This is a genomic window from Haemophilus parainfluenzae (genome assembly GCF_014931395.1).
Taxonomy (GTDB): Bacteria; Pseudomonadota; Gammaproteobacteria; order Enterobacterales; family Pasteurellaceae; genus Haemophilus_D.
Genome location: NZ_CP063120.1, coordinates 151,602 through 177,749 on the forward strand (window position 1 = coordinate 151,602; position 26,148 = coordinate 177,749).

Consider the following 26,148-nt stretch of genomic DNA (forward strand, 5'->3'; position numbering starts at 1 on the left):
ATTTATAAGGTTTATCTATTGAAAGGTCTATTTTTACGTATCATTGCTGCTTTTGCATTATTACTTTGGGCAATTGATATGGTCTTCCCTTGGCAAAAAATTATGCAATCGGAGCAAAACCCTTACACCACGATCAAAAATCGTGGCAGCCTGATTGTCGGCACCATTAATAATCCTATTTACTATTTTATTGGGAATGAAGGCGAATCAGGCTTGGAATACGAATTAGCAAAAAACTTTGCTGATTATTTAGGGGTTCGCTTACAAATTAAAACCTTAGAAAATAACGATCAACTTTTTAATGAATTAGAGAACAATAATATTGATATCGCCGCTGCGAATCTTTTGTTCCAGCCTCAACGGGCAGAAAAATTTCAGTTAGGGCCATCTTATACTTCCGCCTCTTGGCAGCTTGTATATAAAAAAGGTGAAAATCGCCCGAAAGATTTAGCGCAAGTCCAGCAAGAAATTATCATTTCTGCGGGGGAAGACTTAGAAAAATTATTATCCCTTGCACAGAAAAAACTTCCTGCACTTAAATGGCAGAATAACAAGCAATTAACCCAAGAAGAATTATTGATTCAAGTAGCTGAAGGGAAAATTCCTTACACCATTGCAAATAGTATTGATGTGGCTGCGGCACAACAAATTCGTCCTAACTTAGCGATTGCATTTGACTTAACGGATGAAATGACTGTGCATTGGTATCTCTCCAATCAATCCTATAATGAGTTGCAAGCAGGCTTGTTGGATTTTATGAATAATGCCATTGAAACAGGATTAATTGATCGCATTGAGGAGAAATATTTCCGCCATATTACTGCCTTTGATTATGTGGATACTCAGGCTTATTTAGAGGCGGTTGAAAAAATTCTACCTCAATATCAACCGCTCTTTGAAAAATACAAAGGGAATTTAGACTGGCGATTATTAGCCGCTGTAGCCTATCAAGAATCGCATTGGGACCCTTATGCCACCTCTCCAACAGGTGTGCGCGGGATGATGATGCTTACCAAAGATACGGCTGTGCGGATGAATATTAATAATCGCACGGATGCCGAACAAAGTATAAAAGCGGGATCGGAGTATTTGCATTGGCTACTCGACCAAATGCCTGACAGTATTCCAGAAGAAGATCGAATTTGGTATTCTTTAGCGGCATATAATATGGGGTTAGGGCATATTTTAGATGCTCGTCGCCTAACTAAAAAATTAGGCGGCAATCCTGATAACTGGTTAGATGTAAAAAATAATCTTCAGCTATTATCGGAAAAGCGTCATTATTCAAACTTAAAATATGGCTACGCTCGCGGCTATGAAGCCTACCAATATGTCGAAAATATTCGACGTTACATGAACAGTATTGTGAATTATCATCGTGTTCAAGAAAACCAAGCGACAGCAACAGAATAAGTGCGGTCAGAAAAAATAGCGTTTTTATTGAATGGAAAGAAAACAAGGAGAAAAAGATGTTAAAAAGAAAAACCTTCTTAAAGAAAAAAGCATCAAGAGATATTTCAGCCTCACGTAACTTGCGTTTAAGACGCTTAAAACACCGTAAAGCAAAACAATTTCAACGCCATGCATTACAATTAGTGATTCAAGATATCTAAAAAAGGGCGAACATCATGTTCGCCCTTTTATTTTATTGTTTATTATTAAATATTATTGCTTAATACCACCGAATGCACCACGCGCTTGGTCGGCTTCATTAATGAATAGGCCTGTCATTTCTTGTGCATTTTCACCAAAGAAACCACCTTGGGTTTTTATACCATTCGCATTTCCGGCAAAGCTGTTACCTGAGATCTTACCGCCAAAGTTCATTCCTGGTAGAGCATTTGTTTTTCCTGCAATATTGATATCAATCACTTTTGTAGCAAAATCTGCTGTTGCTGTCATCTCGCTCAGTTCACTATAATTTTGCTCACCATCTTTCTTATAAACAGCACCACCTTTATACTCCACTTGACCTGAAGTTGGAATTTGAGCTACAGCTGTCGGCAAACCTTGTGCAAAGAAATATCGATTTCCCGTTAATGTGTCATAATAGGCACCAAATGCACTAGATTTAAAATTACTATTACTTAAAATCGTTTGTCGTTCTTTACGGAGATTATATTGATCGTCGTATGGCTCAAAACTCTCTGGATCCATCTCTCCCGCTCTTCTTAAAATATTGATATCCACTAATCGACCATTTTCATCCGTAATAGTTAGGTCACGGATATCACGCGCTTGTGGACGAGAGGCCTCATTTTTCTCTCCAACTAAAATACCTCCAGAAATATAATCTGTCATCTCACCGCTAGTGCCACCGAAAATTTTATCACCTAATGATACTTTAGATTTTTCATCTGCAAGCAATTTTTCAAGTTCTTTTAACTTTGTCTCAGTATCTGAAGATGACGTATATGTATACGACCCTTTTGTTCCAGTTTGACTAACTTGGCTTTTGTTAGATTGGTTTTGACTGCCTTCATTACTTGATTTTGAATTTTTACTTTCTGTCTTCTTAGATAACTCAGCTATTTTTTGATTCAAATCGTTTTCGAGTTGGCGAATTTGCTCTGAATTATCTGTACCACCTTTCGAGCTAGAAGAACAAGCACTTAATGCCATAACACAAGAAAGAGCAATGATTGAAAGTTTAATTTTACTCATAGAAGAATCCTTATATGTTTATACTTTAAATTAATAGATGCACACAATTTACATAAAATGAAAATAATTTGCAATATCATTGTCAAATTTCTTTAACTTTTGTAAACTTTACTCCAAAGTTTATATATCAATCGAATTTTAGGTGAAATTATGGCTCTTAAATTTCCTCTTTCTTTAGGTGCAATTTGTGTAGCAGTAGCTTTACAAGCTTACGCAGAAGAACAAACAACACTAGATACCATCACGGTAACCGATACTGAAATCAAAGCAAGTCAAATTAAAAAAACTCGTAAAGTCATTCAAGAAGAGTTAGTGGCTGATAATTATGACTTAGTGCGTTATGCAACTGATGTTGGCATCAGCGATAATGGTCGTCGTAACAAAGGTTTTGCAATGCGAGGCGTAGAAGGTAACCGCGTGGGTATTAGTGTTGATGGTGTTAATTTACCTGAATCAGAAGAAAATTCACTTTATGCACGTTATGGTAACTTTAATAGCTCACGACTAAGCATTGATCCTGAATTAGTACAAGGTATTGACATTATTCGCGGTTCAGACTCATTCAATACGGGAAGTGGTTCACTCGGTGGTTCCGTAAACTATCGCACTCTTGGCCCAGAAGACATTATTCTACCAGGTAAAAAATGGGGTGTTTTACTTAAAAACGGTTACGCGAGTAAAAACCGTGAATGGACAAACACGATAGGTACGGCTTATAGAGATGATAAATTTGATGCGACTTTACTCTATTCTCACCGCAATGGGCATGAAATGAAAAGTCGTGGTAATGGTGAAGATATTTTTGGTAATGCTCGCGGTATTCCAGATCCATCCCACCATAAGAATCACAGTTATTTAGCGAAAATTGGCTACTTTATTACTCCTTTACATCGTATAAGCGCATCATTTAATGGACAAAAAGCCAATAATTTTGTTGATGAAAAGTCTTATCAACTTTCTGGTATTTGGCGTGAATCTGAAGATATTGGTAAACGTTATAATGCTAACCTTGCCTACGAATATTTTCCAGAAAATAATCGTTGGTTAAGTTATGTGAAAACTGACCTAGATTGGCAAAAAACAAGTGTTGGTTCAAATAACTATAAAGGCGGCCACCGTTATGATGCCGATTTAAATAAGGCGTTAGAAAAACGTTTATATGAAATCCAAGATACACATATGAACACCCGCTTTATACGCGGATCATTACGAGTTGATTTTCAGCCGTGGGAAAGCCGTTTTGGTAGCCATCAATTCACTATAAAAACCGGTATCTCACAAAAAGATTTTGATAACCGTAATAACCATGAATATTTAAATATAAATGCTGATGGTTCTAGCGCGAAAGATAGTGAATCCATTCAACATCCTGTAAGAACTCGTTCATTTTTTGCTCAGTTACAAGATAATGTGACTTGGAATGACATATTTTCTAGCCAGCTTGGTATTCGTTATGACTGGGATGAATTAGTACCACAAGATTTAAATGCAACCTGTCGTGCTTGTAGCAGTACGCCTGCATCAAATACCTTCCAAAGTATCAGTGGCTCATTAGGATTAGATGCTCAACTTAATGATATTTGGAAAATCGGTTATAACATTTCTACTGGTTTTCGTATCCCAACTGCATCAGAGATGTATTTCACTTATGAGCATCCAGCAGGTAACTGGATAGCGAATCCAGATCTAGAAGCCGAACAGGCGCTCAATCAATCTATTTATGTTCAAGCTGAACATAAATTAGGTTCATTCGGTCTAAATCTGTATCATACGCGTTATAAAAATTTCCTCTATGAACAGGAGTCAACCTATAAGAAATGGAATAGATTCTACGACTCATATAGTGCAGGCTATGGACAGTTACCTTATTACACAACTATCGCACAACAAGCAGTAAATATTGATCGTGCTAAAATTTCAGGTGTGGAGTTTACGAGTAAAGTTAATTTAGATCAGATTATTTCAGCTATTCCACAAGGTTGGAAATTTACAGCAAATCTTGGTTATGCTAAGGGGAAACTTAGCGGCACTGAAGCAAGCTTGCTTTCCATTCAACCTATTAAAGTGATTCTAGGAATTGGGTATGAAGACCCAAATGATCTTTGGGGAATTAATGCGAAAGCTAGTTACCTTGGAGCGAAGAAAGCTAAAGATGCGCAAATAGTACAGTACACGCCAAATTTTGAGAGAGAAGTCAAAAGCTACCCTTATCTCAATAATTCAGCGGTCTTATTTGATCTATATGGTTTCTATAAAGTGAATAAAAATATCACACTACGAGCAGGGCTTTATAACTTATTTAATCGCAAATATCACACTTGGGATACCCTACGTGGTATTAACAAAATAAGTACGACTGATTCAGTTGATAAAGAAGGAAAAGGTTTAGAGCGTTTTTATGCGCCAGGACGTAATTTTGCAGCATCTATTGAGATTCGTTTTTAATTGATTACATCCTTAGTAAAAAAGGGCGAACATCATGTTCGCCCTTTTTATTTATTCATTATCCTTTATTTTTCAAAAGAATCTTTCAAACGCTCATCTGATCGGCGGGATTCGCCTTTATGTTGAAGTTTATTTAATTGACGTTCTAATTTTTCTTCGACTTCATTGATCGCTTTATACATATCATCAGCCGTTGCAGTGGCTAACAGATTACCTAATGGAGTTCCAATTGAAGCCTCTACTGAAAAGCCGTTTGGTACTTTACTTAAAACAAAGTGCGGGCTAATCAGTTGAGTGTGCCATTTCTCTAATTTTGCAAGTCTTCCCTCCACATGTTCACGAATTGCAGGGGTGATTTCCATTTGTTTACTTGTGATATTGAGTGTCATAGCATTTACCTCTTTTGCTTAAATGAACCCTTCGGTTCCGTTCATCTTTAATAACAACATATCGACCTTGAACCACTTTTTCAAGTGCTTTTAGGGAAATAAAAAAACAAATGTTCAAAAATATGATCGGGATCTAATTTCTGAAAAAATGTGATTTCATTTCCGTGTAAACTTGTTATGATGTAAAGCTGTAAACAACAAAGGGAAGCACTCGGCTTCCCTTTTCTTTTTATGAGATAAATTAGGCTAATTCATCTTGATCATGTTGCGTCGCTTTTAAACGTTCAAAGTAATCTTTGGTTTCTGAAATAATCTCTTTACGCAAACCAATTAATGCTACCAAGTTCGGGAAAGCCATTAAACCATTCACGATATCCGCTAAGATCCAAATTAAATCTAAAGTCAGGAATGAGCCTGCCCCAACCAGAACAATAAACACGAAGCGATACACTTTAATACCACGGATACCAACTAGATAAAGGAAACAACGTTCACCGTAGTAGCACCAACCTAAAATTGTGGTGAAAGCAAAAAATAATAGGCCAACTGTTACAATCGTTGCACCAAATGATGTACCTAATCCCTGAGCAAAAGCATAGTTAGTCACACTTGCGCCTGAAAGCTCAGGATTACTCCATGCTCCCGTAATAACAAGCACTAAGCCTGTCATCGTACATACGATGATAGTATCTAAAAATGTCCCTGTCATCGAAATTAAACCTTGGCGAACGGGCTCTTTCGTTTGCGCTGCTGCGGCTGCGATTGGCGCACTCCCTAAACCTGATTCATTTGAGAAAATACCACGCGCAACACCCGATTGAATGGCTTTCATCACGGTAAAGCCAACTGCACCACCTAAAGCTGCCTGAGGATTAAACGCACTCTGAATAATTAATGCAATTGCTGCTGGCAATTTGTCGTAATTAACGATTAAGATGATAATTGAAGTCGTTACATAACCCAGCGCCATAAAAGGCACAATGACTGCAGATGCTCTCGCAATACGTCTTACTCCACCAAGAATAATCATAGCGACCAATACCGTCACCACTGTTGCAGTAATCACAACAGGCACGTTAAAGGTGTCTTGCATTGCATGCGTAATCGCATTCACTTGAGGGAAAGTACCGATACCGAAAAAAGCTACCAACACCCCAAATAGTGCAAATAATTTTGCTAACCATTTGATACCAAGACCGCGTTCGATGTAGTACATTGGCCCACCTGCCATAAAACCGTATTTATCACGTACACGATATTTCACCGCAAGCAAACATTCTGCATATTTAGTTGCCATGCCTAATAATGCAACTAGCCACATCCAAAAAATCGAGCCAGGTCCACCCGCTTGCACGGCGGTCGCTACACCCACGATATTCCCTGTACCAATGGTTGCCGCTAATGCGGTACAAAGTGCGGCAAAAGAAGACACGTCCCCTTTGCCTTTATTTGCGCCACGAGCAAATAAATAGCCCAAGGCACGAGGCAAATAACGAATTTGCAAAAAGCCTAAACGAAGGGTGAGATAAAGTCCGGTTCCGGACAAAAGAATAAGTAGAGGCGGTCCCCATATAAAGCTACTAATAGCCGATAAGATTGTCTGTAATGACATTGATGATTCCTCGTCGTTTAAAATACAAATAAACTCGACAAGGAGACAAGAAGAATCCCGATAGAAATTATATTGATAATACGGATTGTCTTTTGCCCCTGTCCTTTTGCCTGAGCGTTTGGAAAACAATCGAAAATTCGACCGCTCTTTTGCGCCTTCGGCGTCCATTTACATCAATAAAATGCAATAGATCTCTCCAAGGGTTCGTCCAGTAACAGTCCCTGCAATCTTGCGATTGCGCCTGAAAGATTTTACCTCGTCGGCGTAGGGGCAATTCCCTACTCTCCAGCTACCTTCTTCCGAACTCACTTTTTACGTTTTATTTTTTATCGCAAAAAGTGTCGCGAATTTTAGCAAACTTGAAAGGCTAACTCAATGGATTGACGAAAAAAGGCTTAGATAACAAGGTGAAAGCAGATAAAAACAAAGTGCAGTCAAAAATTTTCTTATTTTTTGACCGCACTTTTTTCAAATCAAAAAAGAAAGGCAGATCATTGCCTGCCTTTATCCATTTTAATAATTATAAAATCTCTTTTGCTTTTGCTACCACGTTATCCACGGTGAAACCAAAGAGTTTGAATAATTGATCTGCTGGTGCTGATTCACCAAAGCTATTCATACCAACCACGCGACCTTCAAAGCCAACGTATTTATACCAGAAGTCTGCAATACCTGCTTCGATTGCAACACGTTTGGTTACGGCTGCAGGTAACACACTTTCACGGTACGCTGCATCTTGTTTGTCGAAACGGTTAGTACTTGGCATAGAGACGACACGCACTTTTTTACCTTCAGCAGTCAATACATCTGCTGCTTTCACTGCCAATTCCACTTCAGAACCTGTCGCAATGAAGATTAACTCTGGTGTACCCTCACAGTCTTTTAACACATAAGCACCACGTTTAACGGCATCTAATTGTGCAGAAGTGCGGTCCATTTGTGCTAAGTTTTGACGGGTAAAGATCAACGCACTTGGGCCATCTTGACGTTCAACCGCTTGTTGCCATGCGATGGCTGATTCCACTTGGTCACATGGACGCCATGTTTCAAGATTTGGAATTAAGCGTAATGATGTAGTTTGCTCAACTGGTTGGTGAGTTGGACCATCTTCGCCTAAACCGATCGAGTCGTGCGTATAAACGAATAAAGTGCGTTGTTTCATTAATGCGGCCATACGCACCGCATTGTGTGCATATTCGTAGAACATCAAGAAGGTTGCGCCATAAGGAATGAACCCGCCGTGTAAAGCAATACCATTCATAATCGCTGACATACCGAACTCACGCACACCATAGTTGATATAGTTACCACCTACGTTTTCGTGGGCACGAATTGGTTTAGAACCGCTCCATAACGTTAAGTTAGAGCTTGCTAAGTCTGCTGAGCCACCTAAGAATTCAGGTAATACATGTGCATAAGCTTCGATTGCATTTTGTGATGCTTTACGGCTTGCAATATTTGCAGGATTTGCTTGTAATTTTTCAATGAATGCTTTAGATTCTGCCGCCCAATTTGCTGGTAATTCACCATTTACACGACGTGTAAATTCTGCTGCAAGTTCAGGGTATGCTTTTGCATAAGCCGCAAATTTTTCTTCCCAAGATTTTTCTGCTGCCGCACCTTTTTCTTTTGCTGACCATTCCGCATAGTACTCTGCTGGAATTTCAAATGGACCATATTCCCAACCAAGTGCTTTACGGGTTAGTGCGATTTCTTCATCACCTAATGGCGCACCATGACAATCATGGGAGCCTGATTTATTTGGTGAACCAAAGCCGATGATAGTTTTACAAATAATTAATGTTGGTTTTTCTTTTTCTGCTTGAGCAAGAATAGTTGCGGCACGAATTTGTTCTGCATCGTGACCATCAACATTGCGAATCACTTGCCAGCCATAAGCTTCAAAACGTTCTGCCGTATCATCGCTGAACCAACCATCAACATGACCATCAATCGAAATATTGTTGTCATCGTAGAAGGCGATTAATTTACCTAGGCCTAATGTTCCTGCTAAAGAGCAAGCTTCGTGAGAAATCCCTTCCATTAAACAGCCATCGCCTAAGAACACATAAGTGTGGTGATCCACGATTTCATGACCTTCACGGTTAAATTGACCTGCTAATGTTTTCTCCGCAATCGCCATACCCACGGCATTGGTAATACCTTGACCTAACGGACCGGTTGTGGTTTCAACACCTGGCGCGTAACCATATTCTGGGTGGCCTGGGGTTTTAGAATGTAATTGACGGAATTGTTTTAAATCTTCGATAGAAAGATCATAGCCTGTTAAATGTAATAAGCTATAGATCAACATTGAACCGTGGCCATTAGAAAGCACAAAACGGTCGCGATCGGCCCATTTAGGATTGTTTGGGTTGTGTTTTAAGAAATCGCGCCATAATACTTCAGCGATATCCGCCATTCCCATCGGTGCACCTGGGTGGCCTGATTTCGCTTTTTGTACTGCATCCATTGATAGCGCACGAATTGCGTTGGCGAGTTGTCTACGAGTTGCCATGTTTTTCTCCTATCTAAATAATTCTCAGCATTCTACCCTATTTACTGATTGGCTTAACCAATATTTGCAATTTTATTTAACTTGATCAAATTCTTCGACGACGTTGATGGAAACGCTGGCTACTTGATTTACCTTGTAAATTGACCACCGTTTTAGTTTCCACTGGTTTTCGATATGTTCGACGATAATGACTTAAAAAATAATGAATGGAACTGGCGAATAAAGCGCCTAATAAAAAGACCACGACAATTTCACCATATAAGCGATGAAACACTTGATTGATTTTGCTCTGCGTCGTTTGAGCATATTGGGCGTCAAAGGTCACACGTAAAAAGCCTCGGACAGCATTATTGGAAGCCGAATAAATCGGTTCAACAATTTGTTGTGTTGAAAACTCACCTTCATTTTTATGCTCAAGACCAAGTTGCTCACGAAGATTGCCGGTATTGGTACTTTGTGCCAATTCTTTGCCATTATAATCATAAATGGTCGCATCGAGCACAAAGTCTTCTTTGACTAAATTATCTAAATTTTCGACGAGCTGATCGGATTTCACATTATTGGTTAATAAAACTGAAAATAAATTGGCTTGCTGACGAACCAAAGTATGCGATAAATTCGCTACTTGATTCACACTTGAAAGCTGTGAACCAATCTTAAATTGTTTCACACCAAACAAAATCACCGCCATGGCACCGATACAAAGCAGCACGATGAGCCCAAACATCAGTGATTTTTGAAGTTTTTCTTTAATTAATTGCACGTTGTTTTTCCATTTTTTCGCCAAGATCGGCTAGAATAGATGAGTATTCACAATTTACAGGATTTTCTATGCAAATTCAAAACCTTGCAAGCATTACCCAAAAATATCCCCAATTTCCCACCGCACTTTCGTCTGATTTGCCTCATCCCGATGAAACTCATGCGTTTATTTTATACGGCACAACGCTGAATTTAGCCAAATTACTCGAATTCCAACAAAAGTGCGGTCAATCTTTCCTGTGTTTTGATGCATGGAACGTTGAAAAAAATACCGTTGTCCTTTTAAAAGGCAAATGGCTAACTGATTTTATTGCCCACGCTCACAACCTGCAATTAGACATCGCAAAACTGGATTTTGATGCCAAATTATCAGAAAAAGGTTTATTGGTGATGGATATGGATTCTACGGCGATTCAAATTGAGTGTATTGATGAAATTGCTAAACTGGCTGGCACAGGTGAATTAGTTTCTGCCATTACTGAAAGTGCCATGCGTGGCGAGCTCGATTTTGAACAAAGTTTGCGTCGTCGAGTGGGAACACTTAAAGGTGCACCAGAAAGTATTTTGCAGCAAGTACGTGAAAAATTGCCTTTAATGCCAGGTTTAATTGAAACCATTAAGGCATTACAACAACATGGTTGGAAAACTGCCATCGCTTCCGGTGGCTTTACCTATTTCGCCGATTACTTAAAAAGCTTATTAAACCTCGATTTTGCGGCGTCTAATCAATTTGAAATTATTGATGGCACGCTGACTGGCAATGTAAAAGGTAGCGTGGTCGATGCACAATACAAAGCGAATACCTTGCAAAAACTCGCTGAAGAATACAACATTCCACGCAAAAATACCCTTGCTATTGGTGATGGCGCTAATGATTTAGCGATGATGAAGGTCGCCGGATTAGGCGTAGCATTCCATGCCAAACCGAAGGTGCAACAACAAGCACAAATTGTGGTAAACTTTGCTGACTTAACCGCACTTTTATGTCTTTTAAGTGCAAATGATCGAATTTAATTCATTTTGGGAGAAAACTTATGCCATCTTTTGATATCGTATCTGAAATTACTATGCACGAAGTGCGTAATGCGGTTGAAAATGCAAACCGCGTATTAAGTACACGTTATGATTTCCGTGGTGTGGAAGCCGTCATTGAATTAAATGAAAAAAGCGAAACAGTGAAAGTGACCACAGAATCTGATTTCCAATTAGAACAATTAATTGAAATCTTGATTGGTGCGTTTGTAAAACGTGGCATTGAGCATAGCTCATTGGATATTCCAACAGAAAGTGAACATCACGGTAAACTTTACACCAAAGAAATCAAATTAAAACAAGGGATTGAAACGGAGATGGCGAAGAAAATCACTAAATTAGTGAAAGATTCAAAAATCAAAGTTCAAACTCAAATTCAAGGTGAACAAGTACGCGTAACCGGCAAATCTCGTGATGATTTACAAGCCGTTATTCAATTAGTGAAAGGCGCTGAATTAGGTCAACCATTCCAATTTAATAACTTTAGAGATTAATTTAATGAAAAAATATCTGTGGGTATTTTTGGCTACCGTTCCACTATGTTCGCTCGCAAATGAGAATGCCATGAATCTCGGTGATAGCATCATTGATGTTGTAAAATGTGAAAGCACCAAAGGGGAAAAACTTTGGGTCGCGCTAAATAATCTTAAAACATTCACTTACATGAAAAACGATGTGAATGTGGCTGATCAAACGATAGATAATGCTTACTTACAAGCTTATGCCACAGAAGCGACTCTTTTTCTTCCACCAACAGAAAATAATCAGTTGTGGACGATAATAAAAGAAAGAGCAGTAGATAAGACGAGCATCAGTCAAGTTACTATCGATTTGCGTAATAAGAAAGGTAAGCTAATTTCTCATGCTGCTTGCAAACGAAATGACGAGACTTTTTCATTATTAATGGGATCGAGTTTCGATATAAAAGAGCCTACCGATAAAATCCTTGAATTAATGGATCCACTTCCACAATAAAACTAAAGAGCGGTCAAAAAGCACAATATTTTTTGACCGCTCTTTTTATTTACGTTAATTAAGCTAATCTCGCTTTTGCTTCTGCAATCGCTTCTGCCACTCGAAGTGGTGAAACCCCACCTTTCGCACAACGTTTATCTAAACAAGATTGTAGTGAAAGAATGTCATATACATCATCCCCTACCACATCACTGAATTGACGGAATTCAGGAATGGTTAAGTCTTCCAAGGCTTTGCCTTTTTCAATGGCATAAACCACGGTTTCACCGACAATATGGTGAGAATCACGGAATGGTACACCTTTTGCTACAAGATAATCTGCTAGCTCTGTTGCATTTGAGTAACCTTTTAAAGCAGCTTCACGAGTACGATCGGTATTCACTTTTAATTCATCTAGTACAAAAGTCGCCATATCTACGCAATCTTGCCAGGTATCTAACGCATCAAAGATCCCTTCTTTGTCTTCTTGCATATCTTTGTTATACGCTAACGGTAAACCTTTTAAGGTCATCAACATACCGGTTAATGCGCCCATTACACGGCCCGCTTTACCACGAATCAATTCACAAGCATCTGGATTTTTCTTTTGTGGCATTAAAGAGGAACCTGAAGTTACACGATCTGACAATTCGACAAAATTCGCTTCACCACTGTTAAAAATGATCATATCTTCTGCGAAACGAGAAAGGTGCGCCATACTTAAAGACGCCGTTGAAAGTAATTCCACAATATGGTCACGATCAGAGACGCTATCCAAGCTATTACGCGTCGCAAAAGCAAAACCTAAATCTGATGCTAATTGTTCACGATCAACTGCATAGGCTGTTCCTGCAAGTGCACCACTGCCTAATGGACAGCTATTCATGCGTTTATAAGCATCAGCGAGACGTGAATAATCACGCTCAAACATTTCCACATAAGCCATACACCAATGGGCAAAAGTAATTGGTTGAGCACGTTGTAAATGAGTATACCCCGGCATCACCGCATCTTGCGTCTTTTCCGCTGTTTGCACCAAATGACGTTGAAGATTACGAATAGATGCTTGCAACTCCGTTACACGTTGTTTGCACCACATTTTGATATCGAGTGCAACTTGGTCATTACGGCTACGACCCGTGTGTAATTTTTTACCTAAATTACCCACTTTATCGATAAGCTTACTTTCTACCCAGCTATGAATATCTTCTGCATCATCTTGTAAAATCGCTTGTGGATTTGACCGCACTTCGATTAATAATTCATTTAAGGCAACTTCTAGCTGTTGTTGCTCTTCAGCACTTAATACACCAACATTGACTAAAGCTTTAGACCAGCCAATGGAGCCTTCGATATCTTGCTCTGCCAAGCGATAATCAAAACGCAGGCTATCATTAAAATCTTTAAAACGTTTATCTGCCGCTTGTGTAAAACGACCACCCCAGAGAGCCATAGGTTATCCTTCTCTTAATACCAAAATTGATTAATTATTCAATTATTACGCATAATTAATCAATATGCAATAATAATCTCTTCATAGTTTGCTATTTTACCCTGTTTTTTCTAACAAAAACTAGACAGTATTAAATTTTAGTGGTAATTTACGCACCATTCTTAAGGGCATTGCCCACCATTCAAACATTTCAGTATTATCAACTCTTATTCGTTCCAACATTATTAATTATGCATCTTACAGAACTTAAAAATACGCCTGTTTCTGATCTTGTGAAACTTGGTGAAGAACAAATGGGTTTGGAAAATCTTGCCCGTTTACGTAAACAAGATATTGTTTTTGCTATTTTGAAACAACACGCCAAGAGCGGTGAAGATATTTTTGGCGGCGGCGTGTTGGAGATTTTACCCGATGGTTTCGGTTTCTTACGCTCCGCAGACAGTTCCTACCTTGCTGGTCCTGATGACATCTACGTTTCTCCAAGTCAAATTCGTCGCTTCAATCTTCAAACTGGTGATAAAATCGAAGGTAAAATCCGTCCACCAAAAGAAGGCGAACGCTATTTTGCACTTTTAAAAGTCGACCAAGTCAACGATGACAAACCTGAAGTCTCTCGCAGCAAAATTCTTTTCGAAAACTTAACCCCATTACACGCAAATTCTCGTTTAAGAATGGAACGTGGTAATGGTTCAACCGAAGACTTAACTGCGCGTATTTTGGATTTAGCCTCTCCGATTGGTAAAGGTCAGCGTGGTCTTATCGTGGCTCCACCAAAAGCTGGTAAAACCATGTTGCTACAAAATATTGCACAAAGCATCACGCACAACTACCCAGAATGTGAACTTATTGTACTTTTAATCGATGAGCGTCCAGAAGAAGTAACGGAAATGCAACGTTCAGTAAAAGGTGAAGTGATTGCTTCAACCTTTGATGAACCAGCTGCTCGTCACGTTCAAGTGGCTGAAATGGTTATAGAGAAAGCAAAACGTTCTGTTGAGCATAAAAAAGACGTAGTGATTTTACTCGACTCTATTACACGTTTGGCACGTGCTTACAATACCGTTACACCAGCGTCTGGTAAAATTCTTTCTGGGGGTGTGGATGCAAATGCTTTACATCGACCAAAACGTTTCTTTGGTGCTGCACGTAACGTAGAAGAAGGCGGGAGTTTAACCATTATTGCAACCGCACTTGTAGATACCGGCTCAAAAATGGATGAGGTTATCTTTGAAGAATTTAAAGGTACCGGTAACATGGAATTACATCTTTCTCGTAAAATTGCAGAAAAACGTGTGTTCCCAGCGATTGACTTCAACCGTTCTGGTACGCGTAAAGAAGACTTACTTACCACACCAGATGAATTACAAAAAATGTGGATTCTTCGCAAAATCCTTAACCCAATGGGTGAAGTGGAAGCGATGGAATTCCTCATCGACAAACTTATGGTGGCGAAAACCAACGATGAGTTTTTTGAAATTATGAAGCGGTCTTAATTCTGACCGCACTTAAAAACAAAAAAGGCTTGGAAAACCAAGCCTTTTTTATTTTGCGAATTATTCGCCCAAACGCTCTTTAATACGAGCTGATTTACCTGAACGTTCACGTAAGTAGTAAAGTTTAGCTTTACGTACTGCACCTTTACGTTTAACAGCGATAGAATCTACTGCTGGAGAGTGAGTTTGGAATACACGCTCAACACCTACGCCGTTAGAAATTTTACGTAAAGTGAATGCTGAGTGCAAGCCACGGTTACGAATTGCAATAACCACGCCTTCGAATGCTTGCAAACGACGTTTGCTACCTTCAACTACCCATACTTTAACTTCTAAAGTATCACCTGGGCGGAAGCTAGGTACGTTTTGTTTTAATTGTTCTTGTTCAAGTTGTTTGATAATGTTAGACATTGTTTGATCCTTTATTGATCCTAGATGTAACTGAAACTAACTGTTATGTTCGGCTTTCGCCTCTTTTAACAGCTTACGTTGTTCGTCAGTCAGAGCTAGGCCTTCTAAGAGCTCAGGGCGTCGGAGCCACGTTCTTTGTAGCGATTGTTTTAATCGCCATTTCCGAATTTCTTCGTGATGTCCCGACATCAGCACGGGTGGTACAGTTAATCCTTCTAACACTTCCGGTCTGGTGTAATGAGGACAATCTAATAAACCATCTGCGAAAGAATCTTCTTCTGCAGAGGCTTGCTTGCCTAATACACCGGGAATAAAACGCGCAACAGCATCAATTAATGTCATTGCCGGCAATTCTCCACCGGTCAGAACATAATCCCCGATTGACCATTCTTCATCGATTTCAGTTTGAATCAATCGCTCATCAATACCTTCGTAACGTCCACATACCAAAATCAATTTCTGATTTTGAGCAAGCTCCGTTACGCCGCCTTGATCGAGTTTACGTCCTTGTGGCGAAAGGTAAATCACCTTTGCGCCTTCTCCTGCAGCAACTTTCGCAGCATGAATCGCATCCCGTAAAGGTTGCACCATCATCAGCATTCCAGGACCACCACCATAAGGACGGTCATCCACAGTTTTATGCTTATCGAATGTAAAATCTCTTGGATTCCAACATTCCACTTGCAGAAGATTGTGTTTTACGGCTCTACCTGTAACCCCAAATTCCGTAATCGCTTTAAACATTTCAGGGAATAATGAAATCACCCCTATCCACATAAAAAGCCTACTACATTACGTTTGTGCATACTTGAGATTAGAAACCAGCGTCCCAATCCACTTCAATTGTTTTCGTGGTGAGATCGACTCTTTTAACTACTTGTTCATACAAAAACGGAATTAACCGCTCTTGTTTTCCAAAAGCATCTTTGGCATTGGCTTTAACTACTAACACATCATTAGAACCGGTTTCCATCATCTCTGTTACCGTTCCCATTGTATAACCTTCTAGGTTGACGACTGAACAACCGATTAAATCGTGCCAGTAATAATCGCCCTCTTCCAGTTCAGGGAAAACAGATAAATCCACACCAATTTCAACATTCGCTAAAGTTTGTGCAGCTTCACGATCATCAACGCCTTTTAATTTAACGATGATTTCGTGATTATGATGACGCCAGTTTTCTAATTCAGTTGGCTGCCATTCACCTTTGATTTTTAAAAACCAAGGTTGATAATCAAAAATGCTTTCAGCTTGTTCTGTTGATGAATAAATACGTAACCACCCACGGATACCGTAGGTTGAGCCTAATTTGCCCACAACTTCAATGCGTTGTTGTTCCATATTTTTCACCTATCTTAGTTTAAGAACTAAATCAAAAAGCGAGATTATGCTTTTTGAGCTTCTTTTACCAACGTTGCAACACGATCTGAAAGTGATGCACCTTGAGCAACCCAGTGGTTTACACGCTCAAGATCAACACGAAGACGCTCTGCGTTACCTTGTGCGATTGGGTTGAAGAAACCTACACGCTCAATGAAACGACCGTCACGTGGTGAACGACTGTCAGCTACTACAATTTGATAAAATGGGCGTTTTTTAGCTCCGCCACGAGATAAACGAATGGTTACCATAACCTTCCTCTAAATGTTTAATTACTAAAAGAATATTCTCAAACTCGAAAGTGATTTAAGAATATAGCTTACTTTTTTCTCTGTATATATAGACAAAAAGCCTGAAGATTTTACACTTTTTGAGCAAAAAAGCAAGCCAATAGCCTATTTCTACTTGAGAAATTCACCATAAAAAATGACCGCACTTCATCACAAAGTGCGGTCAAGTTTTCACTCATTTATTGGATTAATAAACCCCTTGTGCCAACATTGCATCGGCTACTTTTACAAAGCCAGCTACGTTTGCGCCCACTACATAGTTAATGTTTGCTTGGCCTTCTGCTGAACCGTATTTTTTACAGTTTGCATGAATATCTAACATGATGCGATGAAGCTGTCTATCCACCTCTTCAGCTGTCCAGTATAAACGTTGTGAACTTTGCGCCATTTCTAAGCCGGATGTCGCAACACCACCAGCATTAGCCGCTTTACCTGGGCCAAATAATACACCAGCTTCTAAGAATGCTTCTGTCGCTTCGATAGTGGTTGGCATGTTTGCCCCCTCAGCGACTAATTTCACACCATTTGCAATTAAGGCTTTTGCATCAGAGATCTCTAATTCATTTTGGGTTGCGCAAGGAAGTGCAATATCTGCTTTCACTTCCCAAGGGCGTTTACCTGCAAAATATTGAAGACCAAATTGTTTTGCAAACTCTTCTACTCGACCACGTTTTACATTTTTAAGCTCTAATAACGCTTCTAATTTTTCACGATCGAATCCTTCTGGTAAATACACGTAACCTGCAGAGTCAGAACAGGTTACAACTTTCGCACCTAGCGCCATCGCTTTTTCAATGGCATATTGCGCCACGTTACCCGAACCGGACACTAAAACCGTTTTACCTTGGAAACTATCCCCTTTCTCTGCAAGCATTGCTTGGGCAAAATAAACCAATCCATACCCCGTTGCTTCTGGGCGAATTAAGCTTCCACCAAATGAAAGACCACGACCAGTAAAGACACAAGCAGCTTGGTTTGATAATTTTTTCATATAGCCTGCAAGATAACCGACTTCGCGACCACCTACACCAATATCACCGGCGGGCACATCGGTATCTGGGCCAACATGACGATACAATTCAGCCATTAATGCTTGGCAGAAACGCATCACTTCAGCATCTGATTTGCCTTTAGGATCAAAGTCTGAGCCGCCTTTCGCACCGCCCATTGGCAATGTGGTTAAGGCATTTTTAAAGATCTGTTCAAAACCTAAGAATTTTAAGATTGATAAGTTAACGGATGGATGGAAACGCATGCCACCTTTAAAAGGGCCAATTGCACTGTTGAATTGCACGCGGAAAGCACGGTTTACTTGAACTTGGCCTTTATCATCAGTCCATGCCACACGGAATTGGATTGCGCGCTCTGGCTCAACTAAACGCTCTAATAAAGCTTCTGAACGGTATTTAGGGTTTGCTTCCAAGAAAGGCCAGATTGACGTGAAGACTTCACGAACGGCTTGTAAAAATTCAGGTTGGTGGCCGTCACGTTGAGCCACTTTTTCAAGAAATGCGTCTAATGATGCTACTGCTGACATAGGATTTTCCTTCTAGTAGTGAGTTAATATGATGTGTGTAACGTTATTTTATTTATCACCGTCTTGTTGCGGCGTGTCATCAATATAACAATAGAAAAATCAACTAGGCAATAGTTTTTTTATAGAAAAAATGAAGAAAAAATAAAAAACGAGAAAACATTTAATATTTTCTCGTTTTTATTAGATGAGATCTAAAATTAGCACTTAGATTAGCACTTCAAGTTAAAAAGTGCTTATTTATTTTTACCTTCTAAGTAAAGCCATTCCGCGACTTGCTTTGCAAAATACGTCAAAATGCCATCCGCACCAGCACGTTTAAAGCAAAGCAATGATTCCATGATGCATTCTTTTTCTTTCAACCAACCATTTTGAATCGCAGCCATATGCATCGCATATTCACCAGAAACTTGATAAGCAAAGGTTGGCACACCGAAATAGTCTTTCACGCGATATACCATGTCTAAATATGGCATACCTGGTTTCACCATCACCATATCTGCCCCTTCTTGTAAATCAAGAGCCACTTCTTGCAAGCCTTCATTACCGTTGGCTGGATCTAGTTGATAGGTTTTCTTGTCACCACCTTTCAGGTTGCCGGCAGAACCGACTGCATCACGGAATGGACCATAATAGTTAGACGCATATTTTGCTGAGTATGCCATAATTTGTGTATTGATATGACCATTTTCTTCCAATGCCTGACGAATACGACCAATACGTCCATCCATCATATCACTCGGTGCCACAATATCAGCACCCGCTTCAGCGTGTGAAACAGCCTGTTTAATCAGGATATCTGTTGTGATATCGTTTAAGACATAGCCTTCCTCATCAATGATCCCGTCTTGTCCATGTAGTGTATAAGGATCGAGTGCGACATCGGTTAATACCCCTAATTCTGGATAAGCGGCTTTCAATGCTCTCACTGCGCGCTGTACCAAACCATTCGGGTTAAACGCTTCATCTGCCATTAAAGATTTTTTATCTTGTGCAACCACTGGGAATAATGAAATCACTGGCACGCCGTATTTCACTAAAAGACCTGCTTCGATTAATAACTGATCGATCGTTAAACGTTCAACTTTAGGCATAGAAGGGACTGGTTCACGATGATTTTCGCCTTCAATGATAAATACCGGATAAATTAAATCATTCGCGGTTAAAGTATTTTCTGCCACTAAACGGCGACTAAAATCATGTTTACGTAAACGACGAAGACGACGAGTTGGAAAACCGCCTAAAATTTGTTGAGTCATAATAATATTTCCTGTTTTTATGATGTTAAAAGGGCGTATCACCTACGCCCATTTTCTTAATCTTTGTGATTCAAATCACCCTGATTTTCTACCGCACTTTCCTCATCAGTTGCCTCTTCTTCATCCTCTTTCGGTTGATAGAAACGCGCAACTAACAAGCCTAATTCAAAGAGAAGACACATTGGTACAGCAAGTAAAGTTTGAGAGAACACGTCTGGTGGCGTTAAGATCATGCCAACAAAGAACGCTCCCACAATAATATAAGGGCGTTTTGCAGCTAATGCTTTCGTGGTTGTGACGCCAGTCCAGCAAAGCAAAATGATGGCAACGGGTACTTCAAAACACACACCAAAAGCCAAGAATAATGCTAGCGCAAAATCAAGGTAACTGCTGATATCTGTTGCGATAGCTACCCCTTCTGGTGCAGTTTGCGTAAAGAAACTAAACACGAAAGGGAAAACAACATAATAAGCAAACGCTACACCGCAATAGAATAAAACTGTACTGGAAAATAATAACGGATAAATTAAACGTTTTTCATGTTGATACAGTGCTGGTGCAACAAACGCCCAAATTTGATAAAGCAAATAAGGTACAGAAATAAACACCGAAACAATCGCGGTTAATTTAATTGGCGTAAAGAAAGGCGTTTGGATATTGGTTGCAATCATGGTTGCACCCTTTGGCATCACCGCGGTTAAAGGTGCGGCGACAAAATGATAAATATCATTAGAAAAATAAACCAACGCCACAAAAACCACTAAAATACAAATTACACAACGTAATAAGCGGTTTCTGAGTTCAACAAGATGGGTAATTAACGGTTGGGAATCGTCCGTCATATTGCTCATAATTATTCTCTAGGACTTCGCTTCAGATTTCGGTGCTGGCTGTAGCTCCACATCATCCGGCGAATAGTAATCGGATAAACGCTCAGTTAATTCAGCTTGTTCATGAGGTTCAAGTGCGGTCAAATCCACTTCTGTTTTTTCAGATTCCAAAACTTCGACAGTTTCATTCTCTGCATGTTCTGTGGATGCTGTTTCAACCGGTTTCTCTGCTGTTTCTTGTGCGCTTACCTCAAGTTTTTCCGCAGAATCAGCCGGATTTTCAGCCGCACTTTTAATTTCTTTAATTTGCTCTTCCACCGTTGTTCCTGCTGCAGCCGCTTTTTCTTCTAACTCTGCACGCATTTTTTGAGCTTGCTCTTTCAGCTCTTCAACGGTTTTACTTAAATCTGGGGAAAGCTGTTTGAGATTAAGTTGTTCCGCTTTCTTAATACTATCTTGCAACTCTTGCAATTTAAGCTCTTGTTTTAATTCATTTTGAACATTAGCTGCCAACCCACGGATTGTTTTCACCCAGCCCATTACCGTGCGAATAGCCACAGGTAAACGCTTAGGGCCTAGCACCACCAAGCCCACAAGCATCAATAAAACAAGTTCGGAAAAACCAATATCAAACACGGTTATGCCTGTTCTTTATCTTTTACAGTTTCAGTTTTTTCAGCGGTTGTTGTACCGTCTTTAATTTGAGTAAACTCAGCATCCTTTTTCGGCTCGTCATCAGACATCGCTTTTTTAAAGCCTTTTACTGCTGCGCCAAGATCAGATCCCGCATTGCGTAATTTTTTGGTACCGAATACTAATAAAATCACGACTAATAAAATAATCATTTGTGCTGGGGATAAACCAAACATAGAAAAACTCCGTTAGAATTAAATTGAAAATTTGGGCTTGAATATACTCTTTTTATGCATTTGTCTCAAGAGGTAATTTTAAAAGTGCGGTCAAAAAATAATGTTATTTTCAACCGCACTTTATTCTTATTATTCAGCCAGTTCTGTTTGCTCATGAGACAGGAATTATGAAATAACAAAATCCAGCTCTCTCATGTATCGCTCATAACATTGCAAGATGTCCACGATCAAATCCTCTTCCTTCGTGATATTCAAAGGATAACCTTCCAATTGAATATTGGTTGAAACCATTAATGCATGATGAACTTGTGCTGTTTCAGATGCGGGCTTCTCAAACAAGGTAATTTGGTAAAAAAAATCTTCTGCTAATCCATTTTCAATAGAAAGAACCAGTTGATTATTATCGCGGTCAAAATGTTGCTGTAATATCACATTTAAACCATAGGTACCAATGAATAACTGGCGTAACTCTCTCATTGCTAAAAGTGCCGTTGTTTTTAAATGGAAAATGGCGTCATCTCGCTTAGGTTCAATCACTAGCTGTCTTAAACGACTACGCCAGTTTGCACCTGTCCACAAATCTGAAACCTCTGTGGAATAATATTGTCGTTCAAATCGTAAACCTTTTAACAAACTCCATGCCATCACTGACATCAACAGAGCAAAAGGTAAAGAGAAAAACAACATCGTTGATTGTAGTATTTCAATACCGCCAAAAAGATAAAGAACAAATGTAACAGCTGACAATAAACCACCCCAAAACATAGATTGCCAACGAGGTGAAACCTGGCTTTTGTCTTCAATTGCGATATTATTAAGCGTATAAATACCAAAGTTAATGGTTACAATAAAAAAGAGTGTGATAATAAATAAAGCTAACGTTTTAGTTAAGCCGGAATAGGGTAAATAACTCAGAAAATCAAAAAGGAGTGACCCCACATTATTTACAGCTTGACCTAATGCTCCCTTAGCAAGATGTTCATTGACCCAAATGGCCCCATTACCAAATACAGTGAACCATAAAACGAAGAATAAACTTGGCACCATCAATACGCCGAAAATAAACTCCCGCAAAGTTCGTCCGCGAGAAATCCGTGCGATAAAAATCCCAAAGCCTGGCGCCCATGAAAACCACCATGCCCAGTAAAAAACCGTCCAATCCATAAACCAATCTAGATGTTCTACATCATAGGCATAAGCCTTGAAGCCGACTCTAATTAAACCGCTTAAATAGGTACCAATATTTTCCGTAAAAGCAGAAATTAAATATATTGTCGGACCGAATAGCAAAACCAATAACATAAAGAGAAAGGTAACGCCTAGATTTAGCTCACTAAGAATACGGAACCCGTTGGCAATCCCTTGCAGTGAAATTAAGATAGCAATGATAAAAACACTCACTAAAATAAGGGGAACCAAATACGGTGAGTTATCCAATAAATGCATTGAGTGGAATGCTGCAGCCAACCGAATCGCACTGTAACCTAAGGTTGCGACTACGCCAAATAAGGTGGTACAAATCCCGAGAATATCAATGACATCCCCGACTCTTCCATTAATCTTTTCCTTCAGTAAGGGATAAAAACAAGAACGTAAAGAAAAGGGTAATTTATAGCGAAATCCGAAATAAGCAATCGTAAGTGCAATTAATCCATAAATAGCCCAAGCACTGATACTCCAATGAAAAATACTAAAAAATAATGCCGTTCGAACTTTCTCATATTCACCTATTGGTGAAAGAAAATGTGAAAGCGGTTCAGCAACACCAAGAAAAACAATACCAATACCAATTCCAGAGGTAAAGAGTAATGCAATCCAAGAGCCTAATTTAAACTCTGGTTCTTCCTCATCACTCCCAAGTTTAATATCGCCGTATCGTCCTAACGCCAAGAAAAGTAAAAAGAATAGAAAAAATGCACTCAGTAAAATATAAAACCAGCTAAATTGAGAGAAAATAAAGGCTTTCGCCGCAGCAAGATAAGATATCGTTTGCTGCGTATCAAATAAAAGGCCTGCAATAATCGCTAAACTAAAACCTAAACTGCCCCAAATAACATTTGCTTTGAAAGTATTTTTTATCTTCATATTTGTTTTAAGATAAAAAGTGCGGTTAAAAACTTAGAGGATTTTCAACCGCACTTTAGTCTTATTATTCAGCCAATTCTGTTTGCTCGTGTGCCATCAATTCTTGACCAACATCGTCTAGCAAACTTAAATAACGTTCATAATGTTTCAACATATCAGCAATTAATTCATCTTGATCCATATATTGCACATCATAACCCACTCGACCATCAAAGAAATAAGTGTATGGCTCATAAGTCATACTATGCTGGATATGTGGCAAGTTATCGTCATTAATTAATTGCTCTGACACCTCACGACCGATAGATTTCACCCCGTACATAAAGTCTCTCATCAAATCTTTCTGAATGACTAACTCGACTGCAGGCTCATCTTGATCAAATAACGTGTTAATTTGCACACTCAATTCATATTTACCAATCAATTCTTGGCGTAGCTCACGCATTGCCGGCAATACCGTATGTTTAAGGAAACGTAAAATATCTTTTTCTTGCGTTTGGTTCATCATTTGTTCCAAACGTTCTTTCCATTTATCCCCCGTCCAGAAAATACTGGTTGGATTAACTTTGGTATCAAAATATTTTTTATCCGCATTCAAACCTTTCCATAAACTAAAGCACATCAATAACATCAACATCGCGAAAGGTAATGCCACTAATAGCGTCATTGTCTGTAGATTAGCCAAGCCGCCTGATTGCATCAAAACAATGGCGACAGTTGACATTAATACGCCCCACATCACCGCTTGCCAACGTGGTGCAGCAAGACTTTTATCGCGTGATGCAATGTTATTTAATACATAAATGCCCGAATCCGCAGAAGTGATAAAAAATAAAGAAATCACCACCAAACTCACTAAACCCGTCACACCAGAAAGCGGTAAATAATCTAAGAACTTAAAGAGCAACGTTTCAGGCGAAGAAATCATTTGTCCTAACGCACCTGCAGCTTCACCATCATTCAACCAAATGGCTGTATTACCAAATACGGTAAACCACAAGATACCGAACATGCTAGGAATCACCAACACGCCGAAAATAAATTCGCGAATGGTACGCCCTTTCGAAATACGAGCAATAAATAAACCGACAAATGGCGCCCAAGAACACCACCATGCCCAATACAGAATTGTCCAACCGCTAAACCAACTAGTATGTTCTTGTTCATAAACATAGGTTTTGAAACTTAATTTTACTAAGTTGCTAAGATACGTTCCGATGTTGTCGCTAAAAGCGGATAACAAATAAAGTGTCGGTCCCGCCACTAAGACGAAAATCAACAAACAGAAAGCTAATGTTAAATTCAGCTCACTTAAGATTTTTACCCCTTTCCCTACACCAGAAATCGCGGAAAATATCGCTAAACTCATTACCACGGCAATTACGACAACTTGCAAGCTGAAGCTATTTTCGCTAATCCAGCCTAATTGATGTAAGCCTGCACCCAATTGTGATGCACCAAAACCTAATGTTGTGATAACACCAAATAAGGTGGCAAGTAACGCCATAATGTCGATAAGATCGCCTAACTTGCCATTAATACGCTCTTTCAATAACGGATAGAAACAAGAACGTAATGCCAAAGGTAATTTGTAACGGAATCCAAAGTAAGCCAATGCCAACGCAATCGTGCCATACACCGCCCAGGCATGAATTCCCCAGTGGAATAAGGTGTGTAACAAGGCTTCTTGTTGCTTATGCTCTGCGCTGCCTGTGGTAATATCAGATAAGTAATGCGTCAATGGCTCTGCTACACCAAAGAACATCAACCCTACCCCCATACCGGCAGCAAATAACATCGCCAACCAAGACAGAAAACCAAATTCAGGCTCTTCTTCATCATTGCCTAATTTGATATTACCTAGGCTACTGACTGATAAAATGACTAAAAAGCCCAAAAATACTGAGAATGCTAATACGTAAAACCAACTAAAGTTGGCAAAAATGCCCGATTTGGCGGTATTTAATAAAGTTTGCGTTTGTTCCGGAGCGATTAAAATCATCGCAACGAGTAACACCACAAAAAATAACGTTGCACCAATCACTAAAGGATTGAACGACGTTTGCTTTTCCATAAATTTAGATAAAGACAACGCTTCCCCCTTAAAAATTAAGTGAATAAAAATAAAATCAGATTAAACAAAATAAGGCCTTAAGCCCTAAATGGT

24 protein-coding genes and 1 riboswitch are annotated in these 26,148 nt (G+C 39.3%); of the genes, 7 read left to right on the top strand and 17 right to left on the bottom strand.

Annotation, left to right across the window (positions count from 1 at the left end):
* Positions 1-18: 18 nt before the first annotated feature.
* Together mltF and INP94_RS00730 are read left to right on the top strand one after the other, a co-directional pair.
* On the top strand, positions 19-1,413 hold the full coding sequence (gene mltF, locus INP94_RS00725; protein WP_049372788.1) for a membrane-bound lytic murein transglycosylase MltF: 1,395 nt from the start codon (positions 19-21) through the stop codon (positions 1,411-1,413).
* Positions 1,414-1,469: 56 nt separating this feature from the next.
* A complete protein-coding gene (locus INP94_RS00730) occupies positions 1,470-1,613 on the top strand; it encodes a hypothetical protein (protein WP_005697833.1) in 144 nt (47 codons plus the stop codon).
* A 52-nt stretch (positions 1,614-1,665) separates the two neighbouring features.
* Here INP94_RS00730 and INP94_RS00735 read toward each other — a convergent pair whose 3' ends face one another.
* Positions 1,666-2,664, bottom strand: a complete 999-nt coding sequence (locus INP94_RS00735; RefSeq protein WP_178165597.1) for a transferrin-binding protein-like solute binding protein — start codon at positions 2,662-2,664, stop codon at positions 1,666-1,668.
* 150 nt (positions 2,665-2,814) lie between these two features.
* Between INP94_RS00735 and INP94_RS00740 the strand changes: the two genes are divergently transcribed.
* Complete coding sequence (locus INP94_RS00740) at positions 2,815-5,109, top strand: TonB-dependent hemoglobin/transferrin/lactoferrin family receptor (protein ID WP_197543720.1); 2,295 nt, start codon at positions 2,815-2,817, stop codon at positions 5,107-5,109.
* A gap of 65 nt (positions 5,110-5,174) precedes the next feature.
* Here the strand turns inward: INP94_RS00740 and hpf are convergent, their stop codons facing one another.
* The 4 genes from hpf to INP94_RS00760 all read right to left on the bottom strand — a co-directional run bounded on the left by hpf (position 5,175) and on the right by INP94_RS00760 (position 10,391).
* Positions 5,175-5,498, bottom strand: a complete 324-nt coding sequence (gene hpf, locus INP94_RS00745; protein WP_197543721.1) for a ribosome hibernation-promoting factor, HPF/YfiA family — start codon at positions 5,496-5,498, stop codon at positions 5,175-5,177.
* A gap of 241 nt (positions 5,499-5,739) precedes the next feature.
* The gene (locus INP94_RS00750; RefSeq protein ID WP_197543722.1) at positions 5,740-7,110 is read right to left on the bottom strand and encodes an alanine/glycine:cation symporter family protein; all 1,371 of its coding nucleotides are present in this window, start codon (positions 7,108-7,110) and stop codon (positions 5,740-5,742) included.
* 88 nt (positions 7,111-7,198) lie between these two features.
* Positions 7,199-7,320, bottom strand: a riboswitch (glycine riboswitch).
* A gap of 310 nt (positions 7,321-7,630) precedes the next feature.
* Positions 7,631-9,628: a transketolase gene (gene tkt / locus INP94_RS00755; RefSeq protein ID WP_197543723.1), complete on the bottom strand. Its 1,998-nt coding sequence runs from the start codon at positions 9,626-9,628 to the stop codon at positions 7,631-7,633.
* 85 nt (positions 9,629-9,713) lie between these two features.
* Positions 9,714-10,391, bottom strand: a complete 678-nt coding sequence (locus INP94_RS00760; protein WP_197543724.1) for a YtjB family periplasmic protein — start codon at positions 10,389-10,391, stop codon at positions 9,714-9,716.
* A gap of 68 nt (positions 10,392-10,459) precedes the next feature.
* Here INP94_RS00760 and serB point away from each other — a divergent pair, with 68 nt between their 5' ends.
* The 3 genes from serB to INP94_RS00775 are packed head-to-tail and all read left to right on the top strand — an operon-like array spanning position 10,460 to position 12,397.
* Positions 10,460-11,404 carry a phosphoserine phosphatase gene (gene serB / locus INP94_RS00765; RefSeq protein ID WP_197543725.1) on the top strand — a complete coding sequence of 315 codons (945 nt, stop codon included), beginning with the start codon at positions 10,460-10,462 and terminating at the stop codon, positions 11,402-11,404.
* Positions 11,405-11,424: 20 nt separating this feature from the next.
* Positions 11,425-11,916, top strand: a complete 492-nt coding sequence (locus INP94_RS00770; RefSeq protein WP_005695407.1) for a YajQ family cyclic di-GMP-binding protein — start codon at positions 11,425-11,427, stop codon at positions 11,914-11,916.
* A 4-nt stretch (positions 11,917-11,920) separates the two neighbouring features.
* Positions 11,921-12,397, top strand: coding sequence for a hypothetical protein (locus INP94_RS00775; RefSeq protein ID WP_232087404.1), 477 nt, complete (start codon positions 11,921-11,923; stop codon positions 12,395-12,397).
* Positions 12,398-12,455: 58 nt separating this feature from the next.
* On the opposite strand, the gene argH is transcribed toward INP94_RS00775, so the two are convergent.
* Positions 12,456-13,829: an argininosuccinate lyase gene (gene argH, locus INP94_RS00780; RefSeq protein WP_197543726.1), complete on the bottom strand. Its 1,374-nt coding sequence runs from the start codon at positions 13,827-13,829 to the stop codon at positions 12,456-12,458.
* A gap of 230 nt (positions 13,830-14,059) precedes the next feature.
* On the opposite strand from argH, the gene rho reads away from it, so the two are divergent.
* Positions 14,060-15,322: a transcription termination factor Rho gene (gene rho / locus INP94_RS00785; RefSeq protein WP_005695393.1), complete on the top strand. Its 1,263-nt coding sequence runs from the start codon at positions 14,060-14,062 to the stop codon at positions 15,320-15,322.
* 60 nt (positions 15,323-15,382) lie between these two features.
* On the opposite strand, the gene rplS is transcribed toward rho, so the two are convergent.
* The 11 genes from rplS to INP94_RS00840 all read right to left on the bottom strand — a co-directional run bounded on the left by rplS (position 15,383) and on the right by INP94_RS00840 (position 26,073).
* The gene (gene rplS / locus INP94_RS00790; RefSeq protein ID WP_005697898.1) at positions 15,383-15,733 is read right to left on the bottom strand and encodes a 50S ribosomal protein L19; all 351 of its coding nucleotides are present in this window, start codon (positions 15,731-15,733) and stop codon (positions 15,383-15,385) included.
* A gap of 36 nt (positions 15,734-15,769) precedes the next feature.
* Positions 15,770-16,510: a tRNA (guanosine(37)-N1)-methyltransferase TrmD gene (trmD, locus tag INP94_RS00795; RefSeq protein ID WP_197543727.1), complete on the bottom strand. Its 741-nt coding sequence runs from the start codon at positions 16,508-16,510 to the stop codon at positions 15,770-15,772.
* Between the two features lie 37 nt (positions 16,511-16,547).
* Entirely contained in the window at positions 16,548-17,075 is a 528-nt protein-coding gene (gene rimM, locus INP94_RS00800; RefSeq protein WP_197543728.1) for a ribosome maturation factor RimM, read from the bottom strand.
* Positions 17,076-17,119: 44 nt separating this feature from the next.
* Positions 17,120-17,365 carry a 30S ribosomal protein S16 gene (gene rpsP / locus INP94_RS00805; protein ID WP_005697005.1) on the bottom strand — a complete coding sequence of 82 codons (246 nt, stop codon included), beginning with the start codon at positions 17,363-17,365 and terminating at the stop codon, positions 17,120-17,122.
* A 226-nt stretch (positions 17,366-17,591) separates the two neighbouring features.
* Positions 17,592-18,941, bottom strand: a complete 1,350-nt coding sequence (gdhA, locus tag INP94_RS00810) for an NADP-specific glutamate dehydrogenase (protein ID WP_049371531.1) — start codon at positions 18,939-18,941, stop codon at positions 17,592-17,594.
* Between the two features lie 233 nt (positions 18,942-19,174).
* The gene (gene hemB, locus INP94_RS00815) at positions 19,175-20,197 is read right to left on the bottom strand and encodes a porphobilinogen synthase (RefSeq protein ID WP_197543729.1); all 1,023 of its coding nucleotides are present in this window, start codon (positions 20,195-20,197) and stop codon (positions 19,175-19,177) included.
* Between the two features lie 56 nt (positions 20,198-20,253).
* Positions 20,254-21,048, bottom strand: a complete 795-nt coding sequence (gene tatC, locus INP94_RS00820) for a twin-arginine translocase subunit TatC (RefSeq protein ID WP_049372776.1) — start codon at positions 21,046-21,048, stop codon at positions 20,254-20,256.
* 9 nt (positions 21,049-21,057) lie between these two features.
* Complete coding sequence (gene tatB / locus INP94_RS00825) at positions 21,058-21,663, bottom strand: Sec-independent protein translocase protein TatB (protein ID WP_197543730.1); 606 nt, start codon at positions 21,661-21,663, stop codon at positions 21,058-21,060.
* Between the two features lie 2 nt (positions 21,664-21,665).
* On the bottom strand, positions 21,666-21,896 hold the full coding sequence (gene tatA, locus INP94_RS00830) for a twin-arginine translocase TatA/TatE family subunit (RefSeq protein WP_005695386.1): 231 nt from the start codon (positions 21,894-21,896) through the stop codon (positions 21,666-21,668).
* A 165-nt stretch (positions 21,897-22,061) separates the two neighbouring features.
* Positions 22,062-23,981 carry a BCCT family transporter gene (locus INP94_RS00835; RefSeq protein ID WP_197543731.1) on the bottom strand — a complete coding sequence of 640 codons (1,920 nt, stop codon included), beginning with the start codon at positions 23,979-23,981 and terminating at the stop codon, positions 22,062-22,064.
* Between the two features lie 64 nt (positions 23,982-24,045).
* The gene (locus INP94_RS00840; protein WP_197543732.1) at positions 24,046-26,073 is read right to left on the bottom strand and encodes a BCCT family transporter; all 2,028 of its coding nucleotides are present in this window, start codon (positions 26,071-26,073) and stop codon (positions 24,046-24,048) included.
* Between the last annotated feature and the right edge of the window lie 75 nt (positions 26,074-26,148).